Here is a 12,031-nt window from a genome sequence, read left to right on the forward strand (position 1 = left end):
ACTGAACGACTGTCGGTCAGACCCGCGGGGTGGTCGCGAGGTCCGGCGTGGCCAGCCAGGTGAGGGTCTGCGGCAGGATCTCCACAGCGCCGAAGTGCGCGGCGCCGGGCTGCACCTGGACCTCGGCCCGCGAGATCTGCGACGCGAGCCAGCGGGAGTGCTCCACCGGCGAGAAGCGGTCCTGCTCACCGTGCCAGAGCCGGACCTCCGCGCGGATGGCGCTCAGGTCGAACCCCCAGCCACGCCGTATCGCCAGCACGTCGTCGATCCAGCCCTCGGGGCCGTGCCGCAAAGCCTCGGAGTACATGTCGGTCAGCAGTCGGCGGATCGCGACGTCGTCGACGACCCGGATGTCCTCGTCGGGCAACTGGGGGCGAAGGAAGTCCAGCAGGGTCATCGGGTCCCGCCGGGCCTCCTCAGCGCGGACCTTCAGGTTGAGCGTGAGCTCGGCGAGGTCCTCGTCGGCCTGCCCGTAGTCCTCCACGTTCGACTCGGCCATCCCGGCGTACCAGTCCAGGTCGGGTGCGCCGGCCGGGGCGAGTCCCACCAGGACGGCGGCCCGGGTGACCCGGTCCGGCAGCAACGCCGCGCAGGCCAGGGCGTGTGGACCGCCACCGGACCGGCCCACCACCGCGAACCGCTCGATGCCGAGGTCGTCGGCGATCGCCGCCACGTCGGCGGCGGCGTCGGCGACCCGCCGACCCTCGTGCCGGTCGGAGTCGCCGTAACCGGGGCGGTCGTAACAGACGAGGTGCACGCCGAGGCGGTAGACGACGATGCCCCGGGGTCGGGGGCCGCTGCGGCTGCCCGGGGTGCCGTGCAGCAGGAAGACCGCAGGACCGTCCGGCGAGCCGGAGGTCTCCACCGCGAGGTGCCGCCCGTCCGGGGTGGTGACGGTGCGCTGTGCCGCATCTTGTCGCGTCACGGTTGGCCTCCCGCGGGTCGTCATGTGCTCCCCCGTGAATGGAGCCGCGCATTGTCGGCGCTGAGTGCAAAGCCCCCGAAACCGCCCAGAACACATTCTTGTTGTGCAGCGTACTGCCCGTCGTGGATGCCCGCTATGGGCCGCCGGGTCAATGCCGGTGGGTTGGGGCCGCCTGACGGGCCGCTACCCTGGTAGCCCGAGGGGAAGGGGCACCAAGAGGGTGGCTAGGACCTACAACGTCGTGACGTACGGCTGCCAGATGAACGTGCACGACTCTGAGCGCATCTCCGGCCTGCTCGAACAGGCCGGCTACGTGCGTGCGGTGCCCGCCGACGACACCCCGGACATCGTCGTCTTCAACACCTGCGCCGTCCGGGAGAACGCCGACAACCGGCTCTACGGCAACCTCGGTCGGCTGCGCCCGGTGAAGGACAAGCACCCCGGGATGCAGATCGCGGTCGGCGGCTGCCTGGCCCAGAAGGACCGGGGCGAGATCGTCCGCAAGGCGCCCTGGGTGGACGTGGTCTTCGGCACCCACAACATCGGCTCGCTGCCGGTGCTGCTGGAGCGGGCCCGGCACAACGCCGCCGCCGAGGTGGAGATCCTGGAGTCCCTCGACGTCTTCCCCTCCACGCTGCCGACCCGCCGCGAGTCCACGTACGCCGGGTGGGTGTCGATCTCGGTGGGCTGCAACAACACCTGCACGTTCTGCATCGTGCCCGCGCTGCGCGGCAAGGAGAAGGACCGCCGTCCCGGCGACATCCTTTCCGAGGTGCGCGCGCTGGTCGACGAGGGCGTGCTGGAGGTGACCCTGCTCGGGCAGAACGTCAACTCCTACGGCGTGGAGTTCGGCGACCGGTACGCGTTCGGCAAGCTGCTGCGGGCCTGCGGTGACATCGACGGGTTGGAGCGGGTCCGGTTCACCAGCCCGCACCCGAAGGACTTCACCGACGACGTGATCGCCGCGATGGCTGAGACGCCGAACGTCTGCCACTCGCTGCACATGCCGTTGCAGTCCGGCTCCGACGACGTGCTCCGGGCGATGCGCCGGTCCTACCGCTCCGAGCGCTACCTGGGGATCATCGAGAAGGTCCGGGCGGCGATGCCGGACGCGGCGATCACCACCGACATCATCGTCGGCTTCCCGGGTGAGACCGAGGCCGACTTCCAGCGCACCCTGGACGTGGTCCGCGAGGCCCGGTTCTCCTCGGCCTTCACCTTCCAGTACTCGAAGCGCCCCGGCACCCCCGCCGCGACCATGGACGACCAGTTGCCCAAGCAGGTCGTGCAGGAGCGCTACGAGCGGCTGATCGAAACCGTCGAGGAGATCACCTGGGCGGAGAACAAGCGCCTGGTGGGCGAAACCGTCGAGGTGCTGGTCGCGGTCGGCGAGGGTCGCAAGGACGAGCGCACCGGCCGGATGTCCGGTCGGGCCCGCGACGGCCGGCTCGTGCACTTCGCGACCGACACCGCAGACGGGGAGTCGCTGGCCGACCAGATCCGCCCGGGTGACATCGTGCACACCACGATCACGTACGCCGCGCCGCACCACCTCAACGCCGACGGCGCGCCGGTGGCGCACCGGCGCACCCGGGCCGGCGACGCGGCCGAGGCGGGGCGCTCCCCGCGTACCCCCGGGGTGCTGCTCGGTCTGCCCACGATCGGCGCACCGCCGGTGGCTGCCGCACCGACCGCCGGCTGCGCCACCCACTGAGCGCGGGAGGGCCCCTTGTCGTCGCGCGACGACAAGGGGCCCTCGTTCAGACCGGCGCCGGCGGACGACCGACGCGGGAAGCGCCGGCCGTCCCGACAACTCAGCAGCTGGCGCCGTTGAGCTTCACCGTGCCCGGAGCGCTGGCGGTGCCGTTGGCGGTGAAGCCCACGGTGACCGACCCGCCCGCCGACAGCGACGGGGCGTGCCCCGGCGCGGCCGCGGTGATCGTCGTGCCGGACTGGGAGACCGTCGCGTTCCAGCCACTGCCCAACGTCACGCCGGACGGCCAGGCCCAGGTGACCGACCACGGGTTCACCGCGGCGGAGCCGGTGTTCTTCACTGTCAACTCACCCTGGAAGCCGCCCTGCCAGGCGTTGACCTGCCGGTAACTCGAAGTGCAGGCGCCGGTGGGCGGGTCCGTCGGTCCGTCGGGCGGTGGGGTGGTCGTGCCGCCACCGGTCGGCGCGATCAGGTACGGCTGGAGGATCGCCTGCTTGGTGGTGTTGATGTTCGTCCAGTCGTCCAGCGCGATGCCGCCGGTGTCCCCCGAGTTCGGGTTCCACGACCAGTAGGTGAAGGACATCCCGGTCACCCCGGTGCCGGTGTAGGCCATCAACTTCTCCAGCCACACCCTGTCCTTCGGGTCCGCCAGGGTGCTGCCGAACTCACCCATCATGATCGGCGCGATGTTCTGCTTGTAGAGGTAACCCCAGTACTTGTCCCAGATGGCCGGCATGTTCGCCGGGTAGTCCGGGGCGTCGAACCAGGTCTGCCGGTAGACCGAGGTGGCGTACTCGTGCGGCGAGTAGACCAGCCGGTTCGCCACGTTCAGCCGTACCGGGAACTGACCGGCCTTGGACAGGTTGCCACCCCACCAACCACAGTCCTCGTCGTTGCTGGTGTCGCCGTCCCACACGTTGGAGAGGCCACCGCTGGGGCAGCTCACCCCCTCCACGAAGATCAACCAGTTGGGCTGGACGCCGAGGATCGCGTTACCGGCCCGCTCGGCGGCGAGCCGCCAGTCCCGGGTGGTGTCGCCGCAACCCCAGCACGCGCCGGTGGCCGCCGGGTTGGTGCCCTCGGCGTGCGGCTCGTTGTGCAGGTCCGCGCCGATCACCGTGGGGTTGCCCGCGTACCGCTGGGCCAACATCTTCCAGTCGTTGATCCAGGTCGCCTCGGAAACCGTCGACGTGTACCACAGCGGCGACTGCCCGGCCGCTGTCGGCCGGTGCCGGTCCAGGATGATCCGCATCCCCTTGCTGCCGGCGTAGTCGATCACCTTGTCCAGGATCTGCAACGGCGACAACCCGACCAGATCCGGGTTGACGAAGTCGTTGACCCCGCTGGCGGTCGCGCCCGGCTTCAGCGCGTCGTTCGAGTACGGCACCCGCAACGTGTTGTAACCCAGCCGGGCCATCGTGTCGAGCTGCCCCCGCCACGGGTTGTTCGACCACAGCCCGTGGAAGGTCTTGTTGTCGGTCTCCATGCCGAACCAGTTGATACCGGTCAACCGGACCGTGGCGCCGGTGCTGTCCACGATCTGATTGCCGCTGGTGTGCAGGTGACCGGTGCCGGTGCCACCCGGCGCGGCGACCGCCGGACCGGTGCTGACCGCGACGGCGACGAGCGCGCCAGCCGCGGCGGTGGCGAGCGCGGCCAGCGCGCCGCCGAAAGAGGTGGGACGGTGCATGCGAGCTCCACTTCGGATGCCCGACGCCGCCGTCGGCGGCGCGGGCGGAAGACCGGGGGAGGCCGTCCGCCCGTCACGCTCCCTCAGGGGTACGCGCACAGCGCGGAACGACCCATGTCACGCGGACGTGGTCACTCGCGTAACGCACACCGACGATCCCCGACGACGTCGTACCGCCGTCAGCGCCCTCGCGTCGATGCCCGACCTGGCTCTGTCGCTCATTCTGATCAGCAGTCTTCAATGCGTCAACCAGCCGTCCGGCTGGCCCCGCCCACCGTCCCACGCCCGTGTCCCGCGCCCCGCCCCGCGCCGCGCCCCGTGCCCCACCCCGCGCCCCGGCAAGCCGGCAACTTCAGGGAAACTGCTGCCTCCGGCGCGTCTGAGGCAGCAGTTTCGGGGAAGTTGCGAGGATCTTGGGCGAGGCGCGAGGCGCGAGGCGCGAGGCGCGAGGGCCTTGGACATGCGGGAGCCCCCGGTCCCCTCGCAGGGACCGGGGGCTCCGGAAGACGTCAGCTCAGCCGGCCTGCTCGGCGAGTTGGAGGAACTGCCGCTTGGCGGTGAGCGCCTGCTCGGCTTCCTTGATCCGGCGTGCGTCCCCGGCGCTCTGCGCCCGGGCCAGCCGGTCCTCGGCTTCCGCCACCTGCGCCCGCATCTGGGCGAGCAGCGGGTTGTCCTCCTTGGTGGTGCGGCGCCACGCCGAGTCCATCACGTCGCGGACCTTGTCGTCGATGGCGCGCAGCCGGCGCTCCAGCCCGGCAGCCGCCTCGCGGGGCACCCGGCCGGCCTCGTGCCACTGTGCCTGGATGTCCCGCAGCTTGGCCTGGGCGCCCTTCGGGTCGGCGTCGATGTCCAGCGCCTCGGCCTCGGCGAGCAGGGCCTGCTTGCGCTCCAGGTTGCCGCGCTGCTCGTTGTCCCGGGCGGAGAAGACCTCACTGCGCCGGCTGAAGAAGGCGTCCTGCGCACCCCGGAATCGTTCCCAGAGCTTCTGCTCGGCCTCCTTGGAGGCGCGCGGCGCGGCCTTCCACTGGGTCATCAGATCCTTGAGCTGGTTGGCGGTGGCGGCCCAGTCGGTGGATTCCTGGAGCTTCTCCGCCTCGGCGACCAGCTCCTCCTTGACGGTCTGCGCCTGCTTGCGCTGCGAGTCCAGGGAGGCGAAGTGGGCGCCCCGACGTCGGGTGAAACCGTCCCGGGCGGCGGCGAACCGCTTCCACAGCTCACCGTCGGCCTTCTTGTCGACCCCACGGATGGTCTTCCACTCGTCGAGGATCTCCTTGAGCCGGTCCCCGGCGGTCTTCCAACCGGTGGACTCGGCAGCGAGCTTCTCGGCCTCCTCGACCAGTGCGGTCTTGCGGGCCAGGGCCTCACCGCGAGCGGCGTCCCGGGCGGCGCGCGCCTCACCGGCCTTCTCCTCGGCCAGGGTCGCCAGCTTGTCCAGGCGAGCGGCCAGGGCGTCGATGTCGCCGACGACGTTGGCCTCGGGGAGCGTGGCGCGGATCCGCCGGATCGTGCTCAGCGAGTGCCCGGCATCCGCCGCACCCGACTTGAGCCGCGCTTCGGTCAGATCCACCTCGGTGACCAGATCGGCGAAGCGGCGCGCGAAGTGTGCCAGACCTTCCTCCGGCGCACCCGCCTGCCAGGATCCGACCACCCGCTCACCCTCGGTGGTCTTGACGTATACGGTGCCGTCCGCGTCCACCCGTCCGAAGGCAGTCCAGTCGCTCATGTGCCCATCCTCGTTCTCCCGGCGTCGAGGGAATGGACCCCCGTCGCCGCCACGGCGCAGCCAAGTTGCTTCCGGCATTGTCACAGGTCTTACCCGGTCCGCGTCGAGCGCCTATCGCCGACCGTGACCATACGGTGTCCTAGGGGCCGAATGACCGGATCGGCGCGGAGACGCACCGGGGATTCCCGCTACGGTGAACGGGTGCCACTGGTCGCCGCCGCTGTCTGCCCGCATCCGCCCCTGCTCGTGCCGGAGGTGGCCGGCTCCGCAACCCCCGAGTTGGACGACCTGCGGACGGCCTGCGACACCGCCGTACGCCGGTTGCTGGCAGCCGACCCGGACCGCGTGGTGCTGCTCGGCACCGGTCCGGTGACCGGGCCGATCCGCCCCCCGGCCACGGGTTCCCTGCAGCCATGGGGTGTCGACCTGGACGTGCCGCTGGTCCCCGGTCAGCCCGACCGGGGAGCGGTGCTGCCGTTGAGCCTGACCATCGGCGCGTGGCTGCTCGCCCGGCACGACGCGCGACTGCCGCTGACCGCCGCGCCGGCCCACACCGCTCCGGCCCACACCGCGCCGGCCTCCGCCGTGCCCGTGTCCGCTGTGCAGGTGGCCGCTGACGCCGGCCTGGCCGAGCTTTCCGCGCTCGCCGACGAGGTGTCCGCCACGGGTGACCGGGTGGCGTTGCTGGTGCTCGGGGACGGGTCGGCCTGCCGGGGAGAGAAGTCACCCGGGTACGACGACCAGCGCGCCCTCCCGTACGACCAGCGGGTTGCCGGGGCGCTGGCCGACGCGGACCTGGACGTCCTGCTCGGCCTCGACCCGGTGGTGTCGGCGGAGCTGAAGGCCGCCGGCCGCGCGCCCTGGCAGGTGCTCGCCAGCGCGGCCCGCGCGGCCGGCGGGGGATGGCGCGGCGAGTTGCTGCACGACGCGGCCCCCTACGGTGTCGCCTACTTCGTGGCGTCCTGGGAGCGGGTGTGACCAGCGACGCGGGGGGCACTGCGGGGGGCACTGTCGTCGCGGTGGTCGGCCCGACCGCGGCGGGCAAGTCGGCGCTGAGCATCGCGTTGGCGCACGCCCTCGACGGCGAGGTGGTCAACGCCGACTCGATGCAGCTCTACCGCGGTATGGACATCGGCACCGCCAAGTTGACCGTCGCCGAACGGGACGGGGTGCCGCACCACCTGCTGGACATCTGGGACGTCACCGAGCCGGCGAGCGTCGCGGAGTACCAGCGGCTGGCCCGCGCGGCGGTGGACGACATCCTGTCCCGGGGTCGGGTGCCGCTGCTGGTCGGTGGGTCCGGGCTGTACGTGCGGGCGGTGCTGGAGCGTTTCGAGTTCCCCGGCACCGACGCGGTGCTGCGGGAGCGGCTGGAACGCGAGCTGGCCGAGGTCGGCCCCGCGCCGCTGTACGCCCGGCTGCGCGCCGCCGACCCGGTCGCCGCGGACGGCATCCTGCCCGGCAATGGTCGGCGGATCGTCCGGGCCCTGGAGGTGATCGAGCTCACCGGCGCGCCGTTCACCGCCTCGCTGCCGCAGCCGACGCCGTACTACCCGTCGGTGCAGCTCGGCGTCGACCTGGACACCGGGCTGCTGGACGAGCGGATCGCCCTGCGCGTCGACCGGATGTGGGCTGACGGACTGGTGTCGGAGACCCGCGAACTGGTCGGGCGGGGGCTGCCCGAAGGGCGGACGGCGAGCCGGGCGCTGGGCTACCAGCAGGTGCTGCGCATGCTCGCCGGTGAGCTGACCGAGTCGCAGGCGCACGACGAGACGGTTCGCGCCACCCGGCGTTTCGTCCGCCGGCAGCGGTCGTGGTTCCGGCGTGACCCGCGGATTCACTGGCTGGATTCGGCGACTCCGGACCTGATCGGGGCCGCCCTCCGTCTGGTGCCCGCCGAGACGCGATAATGGGGGCGTGGAGTTCACCAAGGGCCACGGCACCGGCAACGACTTCGTCCTCCTTCCCGACCCGGACGGTCAGCTCGACCTGACCCCGGAGCTGGTCGCGGCGCTCTGCGACCGGCGGCGGGGCATCGGCGCGGACGGCGTGCTGCGGGTGGTCCGCGCGGCCAAGCATCCGGACGGCGCCGGGCTGGCCGGCGAGGCCGAGTGGTTCATGGACTACTGGAACGCCGACGGCTCGTTCGCCGAGATGTGCGGCAACGGCGCCCGGGTCTTCGTGCGCTACCTGCTCGACACCGGGCTGGCCACGCCCGCCGGCGCGGCGTTGCCGGTGGCCACCCGGGCCGGCGTCGTGCGTGCGCTGGTCGAGGGCGACGTGGTGTCCGTCGAGATGCGCCGACCCCAGGTGTACGACAGCTCCGCCGCCACCCTCGGCGGGCTGACCCTGACGGGTGCGGTGGTGGACGTCGGCAACCCGCACCTGGTCTGCGTCCTGCCGGCGGGTGTGGAGTTGTCCGCGCTGGACCTGACGACCGCGCCCGGGTTCGACCCGGAGGTCTTCCCGAGCGGGGTGAACGTGGAGTTCATCGTGGCGGGCGACCCGGTCGACGCCACCGACGCGCACAGCCTGATGAGGGTGTACGAGCGTGGCAGCGCCGAGACGTTGTCCTGCGGCACCGGTGCCTGCGCGGTGGGCGCGGTGGCCCTGCGTGACGCCGGCCGGGACACCGGAGTGGTCGCCGTGGACGTGCCCGGTGGCCGCGTGACGGTCACGGTGACGGCGGACTCCTGCTGGCTGTCCGGCCCAGCCGTCCTGGTGGCAACAGGCGAGCTGGACCCCAGCGCCCTGCCCCGCCACCCGGGTTGATCAAGAGGTTTGTGTCAGGAACAACGCGGATCCTGACGCAAACCTCTTGATCAACAGGGGGAGTGCGTCAGGGGGTCGCGCTGGCGTTGGCCGCGATCTCGGGGAGGTCCGACGGGCCGGGGTCGGCGGCCGGAAGTGGGCTGGGGTTGTTCGCGGCGGCGCGGACGGCGGCGGCGACCGCCGGGGCGACCCGGGAGTCGAAGACGCTCGGCACGATCACCGTCGGGTTGATCTTGTCCTCACCGACCACGTCGGCGATGGCCCGGGCGGCCGCGAGGGCCATCTCCTCGGTGAACTCCTCGGCGTGCGCGTCGAGCATGCCGCGGAACACACCGGGGAAGGCGAGCACGTTGTTGATCTGGTTCGGCTGGTCCGAGCGACCGGTGGCGACCACGGCGGCGTGCTTGCGCGCCTCCCGGGGGTCGACCTCCGGGTCCGGGTTGGCGAGTGCGAAGACGATCGAGTCCTTCGCCATCTGGGCGATGTCGTCGCCGGTGAGCAGGTTCGGCGCGCTCACCCCGATGAACACGTCGGCACCCCGGATCGCACCCGGCAGGTCGCCCGAGTAGTTCTCCTTGTTGGTGTTCTCCGCCAGCCACTGCCACGCCGAGTTGAGCCCGGTCAGCCCGCGGTGCAGGGCGCCCTCCCGGTCGTACGCGATGATGTCGCCGACGCCCTGGCGCAGCAGCAGCTTCATGATCGCGGTGCCGGCCGCGCCGGCGCCCGAGACGACCACGCGGACGTCCTCGAGCCGCTTGCCGACCACCCGCAGCGCGTTGGTCAGCGCGGCCAGCACGCAGATCGCGGTGCCGTGCTGGTCGTCGTGGAAGACCGGGATGTCCAGCGCCTCGCGCAGCCGGGCCTCGATCTCGAAGCAGCGCGGCGCGGCGATGTCCTCCAGGTTGATCCCGCCGTACGCGGGCGCGATCGCCTTGACGATCTGCACGATCTCGTCGGTGTCCTGGGTGTCCAGCACCACCGGCCAGGCATCCACCCCACCGAAGCGCTTGAACAGCGCCGCCTTGCCCTCCATCACTGGCAGCGACGCGGCCGGGCCCAGGTTGCCCAGGCCGAGCACCGCCGAGCCGTCGCTGACCACCGCGACGGTGTTGCGCTTGATGGTCAGCCGCCGGGCGTCCGCCGGGTTCTCGGCGATCGCCATGCAGACCCGGGCCACCCCAGGGGTGTACGCCCGGGACAGCTCGTCACGGTTGCGCAGCGCGACCTTCGAGGTCACCTCGATCTTGCCGCCGAGGTGCAGGAGGAACGTCCGGTCCGACACCTTGCGGACATCCACGCCGTCCAGCGCGGTCAACGCGTCGACCACCTGGTCGGCGTGGCCGGCGTCGGCGGTGTCGCAGGTCAGGTCGACGATCACGTGGGTCGGGTCCGAGTCCACCACGTCCAGCGCCGTGACGATCGCCCCGGCCTCGCCGACCGAGGTGGTGAGCCGGCCGATCGAGGAGGCGTCCGCGGTTACGGCGATCCGGATGGTGATTGAAAATCCGGCGCTCGGCAGTCGGGTGATGGCCACGGGATCCCTCCGTCACGGCTGTGCGGCCAGTCGGCCGCCGACCGCATTTCTACCGGGTTGTCGAGTCCGACCAGCATTCGCCCCCACTTTTGGCGACCTTCAGCATGGGCATATAGCAGGTGCGTTCGGCGTTGTGTCATGTCAGGATTACGTTCTACTTATCAAAACGGACAGGAGAACCGCTTGCGAGACCAGGAGAGCTTTGTCCCCGTCGAGGACGAGCTCGACGACGTCACCACCGGCGAGATGGAGCTGTCGGAGCGGCAGTCCCTGCGACGCGTCCCGGGCCTGTCAACCGAGCTCACCGACGTCACCGAGGTGGAATACCGCCAGCTGCGGCTGGAGCGGGTCGTCCTGGTGGGCGTCTGGACCGAGGGCACGATCGCCGATGCGGAAAATTCGCTGACCGAGCTTGCCGCGCTGGCCGAGACGGCCGGTTCGCAGGTGCTCGAAGGGCTCATTCAGCGTCGCACACGACCCGACCCGGCGACGTACATTGGCCGCGGCAAGGTCGACGACCTCGGCGCGGTGGTGCTTTCCACCGGCGCCGACACGGTCATCTGCGACGGTGAGCTGTCGCCGTCGCAGCTGCGAAACCTGGAGCAGCGCACCAAGGTCAAGGTTGTCGACCGGACGGCGCTGATCCTCGATATCTTCGCCCAGCACGCCAAGAGCAAGGAAGGTAAGGCGCAGGTCGAGCTGGCCCAGCTCCAATACCTGCTGCCCCGACTGCGCGGTTGGGGTGAGACGCTCTCCCGGCAGACCGGTGGTTCCGGCCGGGGCGGCGGCGCCGGTGGCGGTGTGGGTGTGCGTGGTCCCGGTGAAACCAAGCTGGAGACCGACCGGCGGCGTATCCGCCACCGCATCTCCCGGCTGCGCCGTGAGATCAAGAACATGCGCACGGTACGCGTCACCAAGCGTGCCCGACGCACCCGCAACTCGATCCCCGCCGTGGCCATCGCCGGCTACACCAACGCCGGCAAGTCGAGCCTGCTCAACCGGCTGACGGACGCGGGTGTGCTGGTGGAGAACGCGCTGTTCGCGACGTTGGACCCGACCACCCGTAAGGCCACCGCCTCGGACGGGCGGATCTACACGCTCTCCGACACGGTCGGCTTCGTCCGGCACCTCCCGCACCAGATCGTCGAGGCGTTCCGCTCGACGCTGGAGGAGGTCGCGGAGGCGGATCTGGTGGTGCACGTCGTCGACGGCACCCACCCGGATCCGGAGGAGCAGGTCCGGGCGGTGCACGAGGTGCTCGCCGAGGTGAGCGCCGATCGGCTCCCCGAGCTGCTGGTGGTCAACAAGACCGACGCCGCCGACGAGGACACTCTGCTGCGGCTCAAGCGGCTCTGGCCGGACGCGATCTTCGTATCGGCGTACTCCGGCAGGGGCATCGAGGACCTGCGCTCGGCCATCGAGGACCGGCTGCCGCAGCCGGCCGTCGAGGTCCGGGCGGTCCTGCCGTACGACCGGGGTGACCTGGTGTCCCGGGTGCACCGCACCGGCGAGGTGCTCAGCACGTCGCACCTGCCGGAGGGCACCCTGCTGCACGTCCGCGTCAGTGCGGAGCTGGCTGCGGAGCTGGCGCCGTTCGACGTCGCGCGGCAGGGACAGGCGGCCGGCACCCGGTCCTGAGCCCCACGGCGTCATCCACCTGAAACGCGTGGCAT

At 71.3% G+C, this 12,031-nt stretch carries 9 protein-coding genes; 5 read left to right on the forward strand and 4 right to left on the reverse strand.

Annotated elements, in window-relative coordinates; all coding sequences use genetic code 11:
• Positions 1-16: 16 nt before the first annotated feature.
• A complete protein-coding gene (locus tag KBX46_RS10475; protein WP_308159445.1) occupies positions 17-925 on the reverse strand; it encodes an alpha/beta hydrolase in 909 nt (302 codons plus the stop codon).
• 220 nt (positions 926-1,145) lie between these two features.
• Here KBX46_RS10475 and miaB point away from each other — a divergent pair, with 220 nt between their 5' ends.
• Complete coding sequence (gene miaB / locus KBX46_RS10480; protein ID WP_099851368.1) at positions 1,146-2,639, forward strand: tRNA (N6-isopentenyl adenosine(37)-C2)-methylthiotransferase MiaB; 1,494 nt, start codon at positions 1,146-1,148, stop codon at positions 2,637-2,639.
• Between the two features lie 100 nt (positions 2,640-2,739).
• On the opposite strand, the gene KBX46_RS10485 is transcribed toward miaB, so the two are convergent.
• Both KBX46_RS10485 and KBX46_RS10490 read right to left on the reverse strand, forming a co-directional pair.
• Complete coding sequence (locus tag KBX46_RS10485; protein WP_210792270.1) at positions 2,740-4,329, reverse strand: cellulase family glycosylhydrolase; 1,590 nt, start codon at positions 4,327-4,329, stop codon at positions 2,740-2,742.
• A gap of 514 nt (positions 4,330-4,843) precedes the next feature.
• Complete coding sequence (locus tag KBX46_RS10490) at positions 4,844-6,052, reverse strand: DUF349 domain-containing protein (protein ID WP_099851371.1); 1,209 nt, start codon at positions 6,050-6,052, stop codon at positions 4,844-4,846.
• Between the two features lie 150 nt (positions 6,053-6,202).
• On the opposite strand from KBX46_RS10490, the gene KBX46_RS10495 reads away from it, so the two are divergent.
• Genes KBX46_RS10495 through dapF form a run of 3 tightly spaced genes read left to right on the forward strand, consistent with a single transcriptional unit; the run spans position 6,203 to position 8,824 of the window.
• Positions 6,203-7,030, forward strand: coding sequence for a class III extradiol dioxygenase subunit B-like domain-containing protein (locus tag KBX46_RS10495; protein WP_210792272.1), 828 nt, complete (start codon positions 6,203-6,205; stop codon positions 7,028-7,030).
• Positions 7,027-7,962, forward strand: coding sequence for a tRNA (adenosine(37)-N6)-dimethylallyltransferase MiaA (gene miaA, locus KBX46_RS10500; RefSeq protein WP_199177044.1), 936 nt, complete (start codon positions 7,027-7,029; stop codon positions 7,960-7,962). Before KBX46_RS10495 ends, miaA begins: the two co-directional genes overlap by 4 nt.
• Positions 7,963-7,969: 7 nt before the next feature.
• A complete protein-coding gene (dapF, locus tag KBX46_RS10505; RefSeq protein WP_210792274.1) occupies positions 7,970-8,824 on the forward strand; it encodes a diaminopimelate epimerase in 855 nt (284 codons plus the stop codon).
• A 67-nt stretch (positions 8,825-8,891) separates the two neighbouring features.
• Here dapF and KBX46_RS10510 read toward each other — a convergent pair whose 3' ends face one another.
• A complete protein-coding gene (locus KBX46_RS10510; RefSeq protein ID WP_088946777.1) occupies positions 8,892-10,358 on the reverse strand; it encodes an NAD-dependent malic enzyme in 1,467 nt (488 codons plus the stop codon).
• A 183-nt stretch (positions 10,359-10,541) separates the two neighbouring features.
• Here KBX46_RS10510 and hflX point away from each other — a divergent pair, with 183 nt between their 5' ends.
• Entirely contained in the window at positions 10,542-11,996 is a 1,455-nt protein-coding gene (gene hflX, locus KBX46_RS10515; RefSeq protein ID WP_088946778.1) for a GTPase HflX, read from the forward strand.
• The last annotated feature ends 35 nt before the right edge of the window (positions 11,997-12,031 follow it).

This window comes from Micromonospora sp. C81 (assembly GCF_018070425.1).
GTDB classification, from domain to species: domain Bacteria; phylum Actinomycetota; class Actinomycetes; order Mycobacteriales; family Micromonosporaceae; genus Micromonospora; species Micromonospora zamorensis.